Origin of the sequence: Streptomyces sp. NPDC085460, assembly GCF_044541975.1 — a bacterium.
GTDB lineage: Bacteria > Actinomycetota > Actinomycetes > Streptomycetales > Streptomycetaceae > Streptomyces.
In genome coordinates this window covers 22722-38271 of the sequence record NZ_JBITTO010000011.1, presented here as the reverse complement: position 1 = coordinate 38271, position 15550 = coordinate 22722, and the positions used below count along the sequence as shown (strand labels likewise).

The following is a 15550-nucleotide window of genomic DNA, read 5'->3' as shown; positions in this document are numbered from 1 at the left end:
TCCACGCCATGTGGCGGTCGCTGCGGCCCCTCGGCCGCAGCGCCGCCTCCGGTGGCTACCGCCGCTACGCCTGGACCGAGGCCGACGCCGACTGCCGGCTCTGGTTCCGGATGCAGGCCGAGGCCCGCCGCCTGGACGTCGAGACCGACCGCAACGGCAACCAGTGGGCCTGGCTCGGCGACCCGGCCGCCGGCGACGCCGTCGTCACCGGCTCCCACCTGGACTCCGTGCCCGACGGCGGCGCCTTCGACGGCCCCCTCGGCGTCGTCTCCGCCTTCGCCGCCCTCGACGAACTCCGCGCCCGCGGCGCCTCGTTCAAGCGGCCCCTCGCCATCGTCAACTTCGGCGACGAGGAGGGCGCCCGCTTCGGCCTCGCCTGCGTCGGCTCCCGCCTCACCGCCGGCCGGCTGACGAAGGAGCGGGCGTACGAGCTCCGCGACGCGGACGGCATCACCCTCCCGCAGGCCATGGAGAAGGCCGGATACGACCCCGAGCGGATCGGCCCCGACCCGGAGCGGCTCGCCCGGATCGGCGCCTTCGTCGAGCTCCACGTCGAACAGGGCCGGGCCCTCGACCTCTCCGGGGACGCCGTCGGCATCGCCTCCGCGATCTGGCCGCACGGCCGCTGGCGGTACGACTTCGCCGGCGAGGCCAACCACGCGGGCACCACCCGCCTGGTCGACCGCCGCGACCCGATGCTCACCTACGCCGAGACGGTCCTCGCCGCCCGCCGCGAGGCCGAACTCGCGGGCGCCGTCGCCACCTTCGGCAAGATCGCCGTCGAGCCCAACGGCGTCAACGCGATCCCGTCGCTGGTCCGCGGCTGGCTCGACGCCCGCGCCGCCGACCAGGCGTCCCTGGACGCCGTCGTCACCGGCGTCGAGACCGCCGCCCGGGAGTACGCCGAACGGCACGGCATCGACCTCGCCGTCGTCCAGGAGTCGTACACCCCCGTCGTGGACTTCTCGCACGCCCTCCGCGACGAGCTGGGCCGCGTCCTCGGCGAGAGGACCCCCGTCCTCGGCACCGGCGCGGGACACGACGCGGGCATCCTGTCGGAATCGGTCCCGACCGCCATGCTGTTCGTACGGAACCCCACCGGCGTCTCGCACTCCCCGGCCGAACACGCCGCCGAGGACGACTGCGTCGCCGGGGTCCTCGCACTCGCCGACGTACTGGAGGAGCTGGCGTGCCGCTGACGACGTACTGGCTGGAGCACGCCTGGCTCGGCACCTACGCCGAGCCGGGCGTCGCCCTGGACGTCTCCGCCGACGGGCGGATCGCCGCCGTCCGCACCGGGGTGGACGCCCCGCCGCCCGGCGCGGTCGTGCTGCGCGGCTTCACCGTCCCGGGGCTCGCGAACGCCCACAGCCACGCCTTCCACCGGGCCCTGCGCGGCACCGTCCAGGTCGGCTCCGGCACCTTCTGGACCTGGCGCGAGGTCATGTACGGCGTCGCCCAGCGGCTCACCCCGGACAGCTACTTCGCGCTCGCCCGGGCCGTGTACACCGAGATGGCGCTGGCCGGCATCACCGCCGTCGGCGAGTTCCACTACCTCCACCACGCCCCCGGCGGCACCCCCTACGCCGACCCCAACGCCATGGGCGAGGCCCTGATCGCGGCGGCCCAGGAGGCCGGCATCCGCATCACCCTCCTCGACACCGCCTACCTCTCCGCCGGCTTCGGCGCCGCCCCCGAGCACCACCAGCTCCGCTTCTCCGACGGCACCGCCGACAAGTGGGCCGAGCGGGTGAGCGCCCTGAAGGACCGGGACGGCGTACGGATCGGAGCGGCGATCCACTCCGTCCGCGCCGTCCCCGCCGACCAGCTGGCCACGGTCGCCCGCTGGGCCGAGGAGCGGGGGGCCCCGCTCCACGTCCACCTCTCCGAGCAGACCGCCGAGAACGAGGCGTGCCACGCCGCCCACGGCACCACCCCGACCCGGCTCCTCGCCGACCACGGCGTCCTCGGCCCGCGCACCACCGGCGTCCACAACACCCACATGACCGACGACGACATCGCGCTCGTCGGCTCCACCTCCACCGGCACCTGCATGTGCCCGACGACCGAACGCGACCTCGCCGACGGCATCGGGCCCGCCGTCGCCCTCCAGAAGGCCGGCTCCCCGCTCTCCCTCGGCAGCGACAGCCACGCCGTCATCGACCTCCTGGAGGAGGCGCGGGCCATGGAGCTGAACGAGCGGCTGCGCAGCCACATCCGGGGCCACTGGACCGCCGCGGCGCTGCTCCGCGCCGCCTCCGCCGACGGCCACGCGGCCCTCGGCAGGCCCGACGCGGGGGCGCTGGAGGCCGGCGCCCTCGCCGACTTCACGACGATCGCCCTCGACTCGGTCCGCACCGCCGGACCGGTACCGCGCCTCGCCCCCGAGACCGCCGTCTTCGCGGCGACGGCGGCCGACGTCCGGCACGTCGTCGTCGGCGGCCGGGTGATCGTCCGGGACGGCGTCCACGTCTCCGTACCGGACGCGGCGGGCGCCCTGACGGACGCGATCGCCGCCCTCCGCAGCTGACCGCAGGACCGCACCCGAACCCCCCACCGGAGAGCACGCACATGACGACGACCCTCCTCACGAACATCGGCAGCCTGGTCACCAACGACCCCGCCCTCGGCGAGGGCCCCCTCGGCCTGGTCCAGGACGCCGCCCTCGTCCTGGAGGGCGGGACGGTCGCCTGGGCGGGCCCGGCGGCCCAGGCCCCGGACGCGGACGCCCGGATCGACGCCGAGGGCCGCGCCGTCCTCCCCGGCTTCGTCGACTCCCACTCCCACCTCGTCTTCGCGGGCGACCGCACCGCCGAGTTCAACGCCCGCATGTCCGGGCAGCCGTACAAGGCGGGCGGCATCCGCACCACGGTCGCGGCGACGCGGGCGGCGAGCGACGCCGAGCTCTCGGCGAACGTGGCCCGCCTCCTGCGGGAGGCGCTGCGCCAGGGCACCACCACCTTCGAGACCAAGTCCGGCTATGGCCTGACCGTCGAGGACGAGGCCCGCGCGCTCCGCATCGCCGCCGAGCACACCGACGAGGTGACCTACCTCGGCGCCCACATCGTCTCCCCGGACTACGCCGACGACCCGGCGGCCTACGTCGACCTGGTCACCGGCCCGATGCTGGACGCCTGCGCGCCGTACGCCCGCTGGGTCGACGTCTTCTGCGAGAAGGGCGCCTTCGACGGCGACCAGGCCCGCGCGATCCTCACCGCGGGCCAGGCCAAGGGCCTGCGAGCCCGTGTGCACGCCAACCAGCTCTCGTACGGCCCCGGCGTGCGGCTCGCGGTGGAGCTGGACGCGGCGAGCGCCGACCACTGCACCCACCTCACGGACGCCGACGTCGACGCGCTGGCCTCCGGGAACACGGTCGCCACGCTCCTCCCCGGCGCCGAGTTCTCCACCCGCGCCCCTTGGCCGGACGCCCGCCGCCTGCTCGATGCCGGCGTGACGGTCGCCCTCTCCACGGACTGCAACCCGGGCTCCTCCTTCACCTCGTCGGTGCCCTTCTGCATCGCCCTCGCCGTCCGCGACATGGGCATGACCCCCGACGAGGCCGTCTGGTCCGCCACCGCCGGCGGCGCCGCGGCCCTCCGCCGCACCGACGTCGGCCGCCTGACGCCCGGCGCCCGCGCCGACCTCACGCTCCTGGACGCCCCCTTCCACGTCCACCTGGCCTACCGCCCGGGTGTGCCGCTGGTGTCGGGGGTCTGGCGGCGGGGCGTCCGCGTCGTGTGACGCGGGGGACGACCGGGGCGTGCACGAAGGGCAGTTGAGTAGCCGTACTCATGTGGGCGGTCCGGGGCCGCCCGCATGATTCCCGCATGCGAACCGTCCAGCGCCTCCCGAAGACCGTCACCGCCGCCGTCCTCGGCGCCCTCCTCCTGACCGCCGGCGGCACCGGCACCGCGGCCGCCGCCACGCCGGCGGACCAGGTCGCGGCCAGGGCCGCCGCCAAGGCGAAGGCCGCCCGGGCCCTGGTCAAGCCGCCCGTGCCCAAGCCCCCCGCCAAGGCGCCGTGGGGCGCGCCGACGGAGGCCCGGTTCCGGACGTGGGCGGGGAACATCGTCGACACCTGCCTGCCGTCCCGGCCGCAGGGCACGAGCCCGTCGGCGGTGACCGGCACCACCGTGGACGAGGTGCCCCTCGGCCTGATCGAACAGTGCGTCGGGGGCCACCACCATCAGCGCATCACCCAGGCGTTCCCGACCGGCCCGGCCGACTACCCGCGGCTGCGCGCCCAGCTGCTCGCCCTCGGCTACCCGGCCGAGCGCATCCACCGCATCCAGGGGCACCACGGCTCGCCCGTGGCCCGGATCGACCTGCGCCTCGGCCGTTTCGGCGGCGACGTGGCCGTCGACGTGACGGGCTACCGGACCATGGTGACCGCCGAACCGTTCGGGGTCCCCGGGTCACCCGAGGTGAAGGTGACCGACGTCCGCAGAAAGCCCGTCATCGACCGCCCCCAGTCCTGACCCCTCCATCACCCCGCCGGCGCCCGCACCAGCTCCTCCGCCCCGCCCAGCGCGTCCACCTCCGCCGGTGTCAGGTTCGGGTCGGCGGCCCGGCGGCGGCGGGCCTCCGTCAGGAGGAGGGGGCCGGGGGAAGCCGCCAGGAGGGCGGCGAGAGCGGCCCGGGCGCCCCCGGCGTACGGGGCGGGGGAGACGGCGACCTCCGCGAGGAGCAGCGCCGTCATGGCGCGGTCCAGGCCCGGGTCGGTGTCCTCCCGCGCCGTGCGCCAGTCGATGACCACCGGGCCCCGCTCGGCGAGGACCACGTTCTCCGGATGCAGGTCCAGGTGGACCATCCGGCCCGGCACCGCGTGCAGGCGGTTCAGCAGCTCCGCGAGCAGCCGCCCGGCCTCCTCCGGCGTGTGCGTCCCCGACAGCACCGCCTCCATCAGCGACGGGCCGCGCAGCCGCTCCATGACCAGGTCCGGTCCGGCCGCCCCGCGGACCGCCGGGACCGGATAGCCGGCCTCGGCGAGCCGGACCATCAGCGCCGCCTCGCGGGCGGTGTCCCCGCCGTCGCGGTAGCGGCGCAGCACCCAGGCCCCGTCGTCGGTCGCGTACACGTCGGCCGTGCGGCCCCGTCCCAGCAGCGTCCCGGTCACTCTGCTCCCCCTCCGTGATCGAAACGCCGAGTATGCCTGCCGGGGAGGGGTTCGGGCCGGTACCGTCCTGTCCTGGTAGTGCTCAGGGGGATGACCGGGGGGTCGGCTAGGTGAGTGCTTGGCGTGTGCGGGTCGTGCGGCCGGGGGAGCTGGGCGCGCGGGAGATCGAGGCGTGGCGGGAGCTGCGGGCCAAGTCCGGCGCTCCCGCGAACCCGTTCATGGAACCGGAGTTCACCCTCGCCGTCGGTTCCGTGCGGCCCCGCTCGCGGGTCGCCGTGTGGTGGGAGAACGGCGAGCCCGTCGGCTTCTTCCCGTACGAGAAGGGGCCGCTGGGGCGCGGGAGGGCCATCGGCTTCGGCGTGTCCGACAGTCAGGGCGGTGTCTTCCGGCCCGGACTCCGGCCCGGTGCGCGGGCGTTGCTCCGCGCCTGCGGGCTCGTCTTCTGGGAGTACGACAACCTGGAGACCGGGCAGCCCGTCTTCGAGGGCGCCGCCGACGAGTCCTTCGCCTCGCCCGTCATCGACGTCGGCGAGGGGTACCCGGCCTACGAGGCGCTGCTGCGCGTCCAGTCGCCGAAGTTCCTGAAGACCACCCTCGCCAAGGACCGCAAGCTCGCCCGGCAGGCCGACGGCGAGGTGCGGTTCGTCTTCGACGAGCGGGACCCGGCCGCCCTGCGCACCCTCATGGCGTGGAAGTCCGCCCAGTACCGCCGCACCGGGCGCGGCGACCGCTTCGCCCAGGAGTGGATCAGCGCCCTGGTCCGCCGGCTCCACGAAGAGCGCGCGCCCGGCTGCTCCGGCGTCCTGTCCGTGCTGTACGCGGGCGACCGCCCGATCGCCGCCCACTTCGGGCTGCGGTCCGCGACGGTCCTGTCGTGCTGGTTCCCCGCGTACGACCCCGGGTACGCCAAGTACTCCCCGGGTCTCGTCCTCCACCTCCGGATGGCGGCGGGCGCGGCGGAGGCCGGCATCGGGATGCTCGACCTCGGGCGGGGCGCCGCCGAGTACAAGGACTCCCTGAAGACCGGCGAGCTCACCGTGTACGAGGGCGCCGTCACCCGGCCCGACCCGCGCACCGCCCTGCACTGGCTGCGCCGCGAGCCGGTCCGCGCCGCCCATGCCTACGTCCGGTCCCGTCCGGCGCTGGCCGCCCGCGCCCGCGAGGCGCTGAACACGGCCGCCCGCCTGCGCGGCGACCGCTGAGTCCCGGGGAAGCACCGATGAACCAGCAGCACTCCGCCGTCTCCGTCGCCGAGCTGGAGCTGGGCGCGGCCGGGCCCCGGCTCCGTCCCGCGCCCGGAGCGGACGAGCCCGTCCCCGGCGACGTCTACGCCCTCGTCCGCGTCGACGGCCGCCCCGCCGCCACCGTCCTCGGCCGGTACGCGGAGGGCGAGGACCCGGCCGAGGTGCTCGCCGCGCTCGCGGAGAAACGGCTGAGGGAGAGCGCCGCTCTCCATGCCGACGCCGAACGGCTCGCCGCGCGGGAAGCGGCGCCCCTCCTGCCGGAGCCCCCGTCCCCGCCCCGTGCCTCCGTGATCGTCGCCACCCGCGAGCGCGCCGGGTCCCTCGCCCGCGCCCTGGACTCGCTGCTCGCGCAGGACCACCCCGACCACGAACTGATCGTCGTCGACAACGCGCCCCGCACCTCCGCCACCCGCGACCTGGTCACGGAGCGGTACGCGGGCCGCGTCCGGTACGTGCGCGAGGACCGGCCGGGCCTCGCCGCCGCCCACAACGCCGGGGTCGCCGCCGCCGCAGGGGAGGTCCTGGCCTTCACCGACGACGACGTGATCGCCGACCCGCGCTGGCTGAGCGCGCTCGCCGCGCCCTTCGCCGCCGACCCCGGGCTCGGCTGCGTCACCGGCCTGATCCTGCCCGCCCGGCTCACCACCCCCGCCCAGATCCTCCTGGAGTCCCACGGCGGCTTCGCGAAGGGCTTCGCGCCCCGGCTGTACGACCCGGCCCGGCCGCCCGCCGACGAACCGCTCTTCCCGTTCACGGCCGGCAGCTTCGGCTCCGGCGCCAACATGGCCTTCCGGGCCTCCGCGCTCCGCCGCGCGGGCGGCTTCGACCCGGCCACCGGCACCGGGACGCCGGCGAAGGGCGGTGACGACCTGTACGCCTTCGTCGCCGTCCTCGCCGCCGGGCACCGGCTCCGCTACACGCCCGACGCCCTCGTGTGGCACCACCACCGCGAGACCTGGCAGGACCTCAGGAACCAGGCGTACGGCTACGGCGCCGGCCTCACCGCGTACCTCACCGCCACCCTGGTCCGCCGCCCCGCCCTGCTCCCCGCGCTCCTCGCGAGGGTTCCGCGCGGCCTCGCGCACGCCCGGACCATGACGGCGGAGCGCGGCGCCCCCCAGGGCGCGGACGGGGTCCCCGGCGAGCACGGCACCCGGCACCACCCGTGGCCCGCCTCCCTCTCCCGCCTGGAGCGGCGCGGCATGCTGTACGGCCCGCTGGGCTACCTCAAGGCCCGGATGAACGGCCTCGCGGCGCGGAGGACCGGCCTCGCGGACCGGACCGGGGCGCGGGCACGGACGAACGGAGCCTCCCGATGAGCGGCGCCCCCGCGCACACCCGCATCCCCGTCCTCCTCTACCACCCGGTGATGGACGACCCGCCGGCCTGGATCGCCGAATTCACCGTCACCCCCTGCCAGTTCGCCTCCCATCTGGACGCGGTCACCGGCAGCGGCCGGACCCCGCTCACCGTCGGCGCGCTCGTCGGGCACCTCGCCGCCGGGACCCCGCTGCCGCCCCGGCCCGTCGTCCTCACCTTCGACGACGGCTTCGCCGACCTCGCGGGACCCACCGCGGAGGCGCTGGCCGCCCGGGCCCTGCCCGCCACCGCGTACCTCACCACCGGCGCCCTCGCCCCCGGCCGGCCGTGCCTCCTGCCGCCCGCGCCGATGATGACCCTGGCGCAGGCCCCGCGCCTGGAGGAGTACGGGATGGAGGTCGGCGGTCACACCGTCAGCCACCCGCAGCTCGACACCCTCCGCCCCGCCGCCCTCCGCGCCGAACTGCGCGACTCCAAGGCCGAACTGGAGGACGTCCTCGGCCACGAGGTCCGCCACCTCGCCTACCCGCACGGCTACAACAGCCCCGCCGTCCGCCGGGCCGCGCGCGCCGCCGGGTACGCCTCCGCCGTCGCCGTCCGGCACGCGCTCAGCTCCCGGACCGACGAGCTCTTCCGGATCGCCCGGCTCATCGTCCGCCGCGACCACACCGCCGCGGACGTCGAGGCGTGGATGGAGGGCAGGGGCGCCAGGACCGCCCCGTACCCCGACTCGCTCCCCACCGTCGGCTGGCGGCTCTACCGCAGGGCGAAGGCGCTGGTGAAGGGGCCGGAGTTCGCCGGCTGAGCGGCCGGCGGGACCGGCCGGACAAGCCGGACCAAGATCGACAAAGCCCGTGCGCGAGACGGGAGTTGTGTACCAGGACGGAACCGAAGTACGTTCCCTTGCCTCGTCCGAGGGGACAGTGGGGGGAGAACGCGTCGTGCCACAGCACCACCAGGAGCCCGCGCCGGTGAGCGAGGGGTCCGTACCCGCGCAGCCCGGCGCCCCCGGCCGGGAGGACGACAGCCCGGCGCCGCCCGCGCTGACCGCCGCCCCCGGCCACGAGGACGACAGCCGTCCGGGGCCGCCCGCGCAGCCCGGCGCCCTCGCCCAGGAGGACGACAGCCGTCCGGGGCCGCCGCAGCCGCAGCCGCAGCCGCAGCCGCGCCGCACCGCCGTTCCCGCCCTCGCCTGGCTGCCCCCCGCCCTCCTGGTGCTCGGCCTCGGCCTGTGGGGGCTCTCGCTGCCCCTGGTCGACTTCCGCACGATGGACGACTACGGGCTCCTCGACCGGCTGCCCGTCCCCTTCTACGCCTCCCTCGCCGTCCTCACCGCCGGTTTCCTGGTGGCGCTGCGCCGCGCCGGGACCTCGCCGGGCTGGCCGCTCGTCTACTGTGTCGGCCTCCTCGTCGCCCTCAAGGCGGCGCCCGCCGTCCTCTACGACTCGGTGCGCTACCCGTGGGCGTCCAAGCACGACGCCGTCGTCAACACCATCCTCGGCGCCGGCGAACTCCGCCCGCACGCCGCCCTGTCCGGCAACATGTCCGCCTACGACCAGTGGCCCGGCTTCTTCACCCTCAACGCGGCCCTCGTCCGCGCCTTCGGCGTCGAGTCCACCGCCGTCTACCTCAACTGGGCGCCCATCGTCCTCGGCCTGATCCTCCTCCCGGTGCTCGTGCTGCTCTACCGCACCTTCACCGAGGACTGGCGGCTCGTCTGGACCGCCGTCTGGATCTTCCAGCTCGCCAACTGGGTCGGCCAGGACTACCTCGCCCCGCAGGGCCTCGCCTACGTCCTCCACCTGACCGTGCTCGCCGTGGTGCTGCGCCACTTCGTCCGGCCCGGCTCCGCCGGACGGCTCCGCGACCGCGCCGCGCTCGACCCGGCCGCCGCCGCCGTGCCGCCGTCCACGACGACCCGGCAGCGGGCCGCCGGGGTGCTGATCCTGTCCCCGCTGATCCTGGGGATCAACGCGGTTCACCAGCTCACCCCGGTCATGCTCTGCGTCGTCCTGGCCGCCCTCTGCCTCACCCGCCGCTACCGCAACCTCGGCCTCCTCGCCGTCACCGGCCTGATCATGCTGGCCTGGAACCTCACCATGGGCCGTCCGCTGTTCCTGGAGACCCTCGGCACCCTCAAGGACTCCCTCGGCCGGCTCACCCAGAACTCCCGGGCCGGATACACCGGACAGCTCACCGGACCCGGGCCCGAACTCGCCGGCCGGGCCGGCATCGCCATGGCCCTCGCCGTCGTCCTCTTCGCCGGCGTCGCCGTCCTGCTCCGCCGCCGCCTCACCCGCGGCGCCCTGCCGCTGCTGCTCGCCTCCGCCGCCCCCGTACCGCTCTTCGCCGTCAACGACTACGGCGGCGAGATGCTCTTCCGCGTCTACCTCTTCGGGCTGCCCGGCGCCGCGTTCTTCGCCGCCGCCGCGCTCGTCCCCGCCGCCGCGGGCGCCCGCCGCAGCCGCGCCGCCGTCACCCGCCGCCGGGTCACCGCCGTCGCCCTCCCGGCCGTCCTCCTCGCCCTGACCGCCGGCTTCCTGCCCGCGTACTACGGCAAGGACGCCATGTACTACACCCCGCCCGCCGAGTCCGCCCTCGTCACCCGCGCCATCGACCGGATGCCGGCCGACGGGCTGCTCCTCGCCACCTCCGGCTCCTTCCCGGAGGCCCTGCACCGCTACGACGAGGTCGAGCACTGGTGGTTCTGCGAGCAGGACCCCGCCGAGAACGAGAAGATGCTCGCCGACCCGGCCCGCTACCTCTCCGACCGCATCCCGCGCGGTGTCCCCGCCCGGGTCGTCCTCACCCGCACCCAGGACATCTACACCGCCGGCGAGGGACTGCTGCCGGCCGGCGGCTTCACCGTCCTGCGCGACAAGCTCAAGGCGTCCCCCCTGTTCAGGACCGTCGAGGAGCACCCGTACGGGATCGTCCTCGACCACACCCCGTCGACCACCACCCCGGGCGGTGCCTCGTGACCACCAACCCGACCGCGCCCGCCCTCCGGAACCGGGGGAACAACCGGGTCAGGGCCGCCGTCGCCGCCTCCGGCTGGCTCGCCCTCGCCGCGACCCTCCTCCCGGACGGCTTCCCGCTCCGCTGGGCGCCCGTCCTCCTCTTCGTCTGCCTCGGCCCCGGCACCGCCCTGCTCCACCCGCAGCCGCGCGGACTGCGCCCCGGCGCCCGCCTGGAGGCGTTCGCGCTCGCCGCCCCGCTCAGCCTCGCCCTCGCCGCGCTCACCGCCACGTTCCTCTTCCTGATCGGAGGTTTCTCCGTGCCCGCCTTCCTCGTCCCGCTCGCCGCCCTCACCACGGTCGCCGCCCTCCTCCCCGGCCTTCCGCTGCCCGCCGCCACCAGAGGCGCCGTCGCCCCCGCCGACGCCGAGTCCTTCCTGTCCCGTGAACGCGGGCCCGGCGGTGGCCGGTGACCGGCGGCCGCCACGCCCGGGGCACCGCCACCGGACGCCTCGCGATCGCCCTCGCCGCCGTCGGCGCGCTGACCGCCGGGATAGGGGTGTGGGCCACCGTCGCCGAGGGCGGCGACCGCTGCGCCCCCGACACCCGGCTCGTCGCCCCCTGCGGAGCCTGGTGGGGCGCGTACCTCCCCTACGACCAGGACAGTTCGCTCACCCGGCCGGTGTACGCCTTCGAGCGGAAGATCGGCCGCAAGCTCGACCTCGTGTACACGTACCACGACATGTCGGGCAACACGCTCGACGGGACCCTCCTCACCGACGACGAGCGCGAACTCGGCCGCGAGCGGCTGCTGATGCTCGCCTGGGAGTCCACCGTGTGGAAGGAACCCCACCACGCCGGCTGGACCGAGACCCAGCTCGGCTGGAAGAACATCGCCTCCGGGCGGTACGACGCCGAGATCATCGACCCCCAGATCCGCCGCGTGAAGGAGTACGGCAAGCGGGTCTTCCTCTCCTTCGACCAGGAGGTCGACGCCCGCATCAAGGAAGGCGCCGGCACCCCCGCCGAGTACGTCGCCGCCTACCGGCACCTCCACGACCGCTTCCGGAGGCTCGGCGCGGACAACGTCGTCTGGGTGTGGACCGTCTCCGGCTACCTCGGCATGGCCGACGAGATGAAGAGCCTCTACCCCGGCGACCGGTACGTCGACTGGATCGGCATGGACCAGTACAACTACTACCGCTGCCACGGCACCGACACCTGGCGGGACTTCGAGGCCAGCCAGCGCCCCACCTACGACTGGCTCCGCGAGAACGTCTCCGCGGACAAGCCGGTCATGCTCGCCGAGTTCGCCACCGCCCCCGACCCGGAGCGCCCCGAGCGCCACCGGGACTGGTACGCCAAGATCCCGGAGGTCGCGCCGACCCTGCCCGAGGCCAAGGCGTACGTCCACTGGAACCGGCCCGTGCCGGGCCCCGGCTGCGACCTCACCGTCAACTCCGGTCCCGGACTCGACGGTTACCGGACGGCCGGACAGGACCCCTACTTCCGGCAGCCCCTGCCCCGGCGCTGACCCCGCTCAGGACCGCAGGCCCCGGATCGCGTACACCGCCATGGTCACCCCGGACAGGCCGAGCAGCAGCGGCAGCGGGGCGGTGGCGAGGGACTGCTGGGCCGCCCAGCCGGCCCATATCAGCACCCACACCGCCCCGGCCGCGATCCGCCCGCCCGCGCCGAGCAGCCGCAGCAGCACCGCCGCGAGCGCCAGGCACACGCCCTGCGCCGCCACCGGGGCGATCCAGGCCGCCGGGCCCGTGCCGAGCAGCCCGGCCGCCGGACCCGCGGCCGGCGGCGGGAGCAGGCCCAGGAGCGGAGGCGCGGTGTGCAGGGCCAGGAAGGTGGCCACCAGGACCGCGCCCGCGTAGCCGCCGCCGAACGCGTGCGCGCCGACCGCCGCGCCCTGGAGGCCGATCAGGACGAGGCCGGCCAGCAGGGTCGGTGCCGGGAGCGCCGCCAGCAGGTCCCTGCCGGACGGCAGGGCGGCGTCGAGCGGGGCGGCGAACGCCAGCGGCAGCCAGAAGACGAGCACCGCCACCCCGAGCAGCGCCCACAGGAGCGCGGCCGGCGAGCGCTCCCGTACGCCGGGGGGCCGCGTGCCGGGCGCGGGCTCGGGGGCGCGCGGGCCGGGCACGTACACGGGGATGCCGTACGCGGGAGTCACGGTGTCCTGGGCCGCGGTGGAGCGCAGATAGGCGCTCTGCCGCGCCCAGCTGGTGCCGTAGCCGTCGTCCCCGGGGGCGGCGGGCCGCGCGGGGGTCTCGGGCGCCTTGCCCTTGAGGACCGCCCGCAGCCCCGGCACGCAGGCCACGGCCATCACGGTCATCCCGCCGAGCACCGCCATCCCGGCCCCGCTGATGCCGTACGGGCCGAGGAGCACGGTCGCGCTGCCGAGCACGAGCACGCACATGCCGCCCTGGACGGCGGCGAGCATCCCGGTGCGGCCCTGGACGCGGAGCACCCCGATGTACAGCTCCACCGCGACCCGGGGGAGCGCCCCGGCGGCGAGCAGCCGCAGCACCGTGGAGCCGTTGTCGGTGTAGCCCTGGCCGAAGGGGGCGAGGATCAGCGGCGCGAAGACGACCAGGACCAGGACGACGGGGACGAGCAGCAGCACCATCCGGCGCAGCGCGCCCCGGACGCCCTCGGCGAGGGAGTCGGGGCTGTGGGAGGCGTGCGCGGTGAGCGAGGAGGCCATGTTGATGGCCATGAACTCCATGGTGCCGCCGACGGTGTACGCCGTGTAGAAGAAGGCGTTGTGCGCGGCGTCGAAGCGGACCGCGACCATGACCGGCAGCAGGCTGATCATGAGGAGGCTGAAGAGGGCGCCGACCGCGTCCCCGGCGACGAAGCGCCGGATCTCGCGGTACGTGGGCGGCTCGCGGTCCTTGTCGGCGCGGGCCTGCTGCGGGATGAGCCGGCGGAAGACCAGCCAGGCCAGCGGGATCGTGGAGAACGCGATCGCCGCCGCCCAGGAGACGAAGACGCCGAGGACGGGCAGGGCGGCGGCGAGGACGACGAGCAGGACCAGTTTGCCGACGGAGAAGACGGCGTTGCCGACCGGCACCCAGAACGCCTTGCGCAGTCCGGTGAGGACGCCGTCCTGGAGGCTGAGCAGCGCCCAGCCGACCGAGGAGAGGGTGAAGAAGATCCCGGCGGAGAGGGTGCCGAGCGGGGCGTACGAGGGTCCCCACCAGTCCAGGGTGAGCAGGAAGATCCCGGAGGCGGCGGCCACGACGACGGTGCTCAGGAGGTAGAGGCGGAGCACGAGCGGGCCGGTGGCGCGGCCGGCCCGGGGGACGTAGCGGACGACGGCGCCGGCGAGGGTGGTCGCCGTGATGGAGGCGAGCATCCGCTGGGCGGCGATGGCGGCCGAGCCCTGGCCGACGGCCTCCTCCGTGTAGTAGCGGGCGGCGACCAGCCAGAAGCCGAGGCCGAGGGCGGCCGAGACGCCGGTGGAGAGCATCAGGGCGTAGGCGTTGCGGAAGAGCGAGTCGTCGCCGGGGGAGTCCTCGCCGGCGGCCTTCGCCTCGGAGGTGCCGGTCATGGGTGCCCCCGGGGCGTCGGGTTCGGCGCCCCGGGTCCGTACGGTGTCGGTCACCGGGCGCCGCCGGGGGCGGGCGAGGGCACGGCGGGGCGGGCGCCGGAGGCGCGCAGGGCGGCGAGCGCCTCGTCGGCGCGGCGCGGGTCGACGGGCAGGGCGTGCCGGGCGAACCAGGCGGCGCCGGCCGGTGCGGGGGAGGGGTCGGTGAAGGTCTCCCCGGCGTAGTCGTCGAGGGGCGGGTCGTAGAGATAGCCGACGGTGATCCGGCGGCGGGCGAGCGCGGCGACGGCGGCGTCCCGGTCCTCGACGAGCAGCGGTGCCCGGAAGAGCGGCGGGATCTCGCCGTCCGCCGGGAGGCCCTGGGCGGAGTACTCGCTCGCGAGGAGGCGGGCGGTGCCGGCGCGGTGCGCGTCGAGGACGGTGTCGAGGGCGGCCAGCCGGTGGCGGGCGCGGCGGAGGCGGGCGGCGCCGGGGCGGAGCCGGTAGTCGTGCATGTCGACGCGGATCCAGGAGTGGAAGGGGTCGAGGGAGGGCGCCGCGCCGAGGGCCCGGGCCAGCTCGCCGGGGCGCAACGGCATCCGGATGCCGGGCCGTTCGTGCAGTCCGGCGGCGCGCAGGGCGGCGTGCGCGGGGCGGGCGAGGCGCAGTCCGCGGGCGGCGGACTCGGCGTACGGGCGGGCCAGGTAGGCGAGTTCACCGGTGAGCCGGGCGGGGCGGAGCATCGCGTCGCGCTCGGCGGCGAGTCCGTCGCGCAGCCGGGGGTCGGCGACGGCGAGGAAGCCGCCGGTCTTGGCGCCGGTGTGCTTGGAGAGGCTGAAGACGGCGGCGTCGCCCCAGGCGCCGACCGGGCGGCCGCCGACGGTGGTGCCGATGGCGTGGGCGGCGTCCTCCAGGAGCGGGATGCCGAGCCGGTCGCAGCGGGCGCGCAGCGCGGGTGCCGGGTCGGGGTTGCCGTACAGGTTGGTGGTGAGGACGGCGGAGAGCCCGGACCAGACGGAGTCGGGGACGGCCGCCGGGTCGAGGGAGCCGTCGCGCGGGTCGAGCGGCGCCTGCACGGGCCGGAGGCCGGCGGCGAGGACGACGAAGAAGATGACGTCGTCGTTGACGGGCGACATGAGCACCCGGCCGCCGGGCGCGCACCAGCGGCGCAGCGCGAGGTAGAGGCCGAGGCGGCACGACGGCACGTAGAGGCACGCCCGGCCCCCCAGCCGGTCGCGCATGCGTTCTTCCAGTTCCGCGTACGCGGAAGCCATGTGATTCCCCCCTGGTTCCACGGGCTCAATGTCGCCCATTCCGGACGGGGGCGTCAACAACGTCCCGCCCGGTGTCCGCCGTGGTCGCGCGGAAGGGC

13 protein-coding genes are annotated in these 15550 nt (G+C 75.8%); 10 read left to right on the top strand and 3 right to left on the bottom strand.

The window, feature by feature from the left end; all coding sequences use genetic code 11:
* Nucleotides 1-8: 8 nt before the first annotated feature.
* From ACIGHB_RS26965 to ACIGHB_RS26950, 4 genes are all read left to right on the top strand, one after another.
* A complete protein-coding gene (locus ACIGHB_RS26965; RefSeq protein WP_399916676.1) occupies nt 9-1199 on the top strand; it encodes an allantoate amidohydrolase in 1191 nt (396 codons plus the stop codon).
* Nucleotides 1190-2530: a formimidoylglutamate deiminase gene (locus ACIGHB_RS26960; RefSeq protein ID WP_399916508.1), complete on the top strand. Its 1341-nt coding sequence runs from the start codon at nt 1190-1192 to the stop codon at nt 2528-2530. The genes ACIGHB_RS26965 and ACIGHB_RS26960 overlap by 10 nt, the downstream gene beginning before the upstream one ends.
* A gap of 41 nt (nt 2531-2571) precedes the next feature.
* Nucleotides 2572-3741 (top strand): imidazolonepropionase, encoded by a 1170-nt coding sequence (gene hutI / locus ACIGHB_RS26955; RefSeq protein ID WP_399916506.1) that lies wholly within the window; start codon nt 2572-2574, stop codon nt 3739-3741.
* Nucleotides 3742-3827: 86 nt separating this feature from the next.
* The gene (locus ACIGHB_RS26950; RefSeq protein WP_399916505.1) at nt 3828-4478 is read left to right on the top strand and encodes a hypothetical protein; all 651 of its coding nucleotides are present in this window, start codon (nt 3828-3830) and stop codon (nt 4476-4478) included.
* A gap of 8 nt (nt 4479-4486) precedes the next feature.
* Here ACIGHB_RS26950 and ACIGHB_RS26945 read toward each other — a convergent pair whose 3' ends face one another.
* Nucleotides 4487-5116, bottom strand: a complete 630-nt coding sequence (locus tag ACIGHB_RS26945) for a phosphotransferase (protein ID WP_399916503.1) — start codon at nt 5114-5116, stop codon at nt 4487-4489.
* Nucleotides 5117-5226: 110 nt separating this feature from the next.
* On the opposite strand from ACIGHB_RS26945, the gene ACIGHB_RS26940 reads away from it, so the two are divergent.
* The 6 genes from ACIGHB_RS26940 (at nt 5227) to ACIGHB_RS26915 (ending at nt 12171) form a co-directional block, all read left to right on the top strand.
* The gene (locus ACIGHB_RS26940) at nt 5227-6318 is read left to right on the top strand and encodes a GNAT family N-acetyltransferase (protein ID WP_399916501.1); all 1092 of its coding nucleotides are present in this window, start codon (nt 5227-5229) and stop codon (nt 6316-6318) included.
* A 17-nt stretch (nt 6319-6335) separates the two neighbouring features.
* Nucleotides 6336-7679: a glycosyltransferase gene (locus ACIGHB_RS26935; RefSeq protein WP_399916499.1), complete on the top strand. Its 1344-nt coding sequence runs from the start codon at nt 6336-6338 to the stop codon at nt 7677-7679.
* Nucleotides 7676-8485: a polysaccharide deacetylase family protein gene (locus tag ACIGHB_RS26930; protein WP_399916497.1), complete on the top strand. Its 810-nt coding sequence runs from the start codon at nt 7676-7678 to the stop codon at nt 8483-8485. The genes ACIGHB_RS26935 and ACIGHB_RS26930 overlap by 4 nt, the downstream gene beginning before the upstream one ends.
* A 136-nt stretch (nt 8486-8621) precedes the next feature.
* Nucleotides 8622-10661 carry a hypothetical protein gene (locus ACIGHB_RS26925; RefSeq protein WP_399916495.1) on the top strand — a complete coding sequence of 680 codons (2040 nt, stop codon included), beginning with the start codon at nt 8622-8624 and terminating at the stop codon, nt 10659-10661.
* A complete protein-coding gene (locus ACIGHB_RS26920; protein ID WP_399916493.1) occupies nt 10658-11110 on the top strand; it encodes a hypothetical protein in 453 nt (150 codons plus the stop codon). The genes ACIGHB_RS26925 and ACIGHB_RS26920 overlap by 4 nt, the downstream gene beginning before the upstream one ends.
* A gap of 44 nt (nt 11111-11154) precedes the next feature.
* Complete coding sequence (locus tag ACIGHB_RS26915; RefSeq protein WP_399916674.1) at nt 11155-12171, top strand: glycoside hydrolase family 26 protein; 1017 nt, start codon at nt 11155-11157, stop codon at nt 12169-12171.
* Between the two features lie 6 nt (nt 12172-12177).
* Here the strand turns inward: ACIGHB_RS26915 and ACIGHB_RS26910 are convergent, their stop codons facing one another.
* Complete coding sequence (locus ACIGHB_RS26910) at nt 12178-14202, bottom strand: lipopolysaccharide biosynthesis protein (protein ID WP_399916491.1); 2025 nt, start codon at nt 14200-14202, stop codon at nt 12178-12180.
* Between the two features lie 50 nt (nt 14203-14252).
* The gene (locus ACIGHB_RS26905; RefSeq protein ID WP_399916489.1) at nt 14253-15452 is read right to left on the bottom strand and encodes a DegT/DnrJ/EryC1/StrS family aminotransferase; all 1200 of its coding nucleotides are present in this window, start codon (nt 15450-15452) and stop codon (nt 14253-14255) included.
* Nucleotides 15453-15550 lie beyond the last annotated feature (98 nt).

Coding starts and splice junctions, on each gene's coding strand:
- ACIGHB_RS26965 (WP_399916676.1), top strand. CDS start 9: ATGTGGCGGTCGCTGCGGCCCCTCGGCCGCAGCGCCGCCTCCGGTGGC.
- hutI (WP_399916506.1), top strand. CDS start 2,572: ATGACGACGACCCTCCTCACGAACATCGGCAGCCTGGTCACCAACGAC.
- ACIGHB_RS26950 (WP_399916505.1), top strand. CDS start 3,828: ATGCGAACCGTCCAGCGCCTCCCGAAGACCGTCACCGCCGCCGTCCTC.
- ACIGHB_RS26935 (WP_399916499.1), top strand. CDS start 6,336: ATGAACCAGCAGCACTCCGCCGTCTCCGTCGCCGAGCTGGAGCTGGGC.
- ACIGHB_RS26930 (WP_399916497.1), top strand. CDS start 7,676: ATGAGCGGCGCCCCCGCGCACACCCGCATCCCCGTCCTCCTCTACCAC.
- ACIGHB_RS26910 (WP_399916491.1), bottom strand. CDS start 14,202: ATGACCGGCACCTCCGAGGCGAAGGCCGCCGGCGAGGACTCCCCCGGC.
- ACIGHB_RS26905 (WP_399916489.1), bottom strand. CDS start 15,452: ATGGCTTCCGCGTACGCGGAACTGGAAGAACGCATGCGCGACCGGCTG.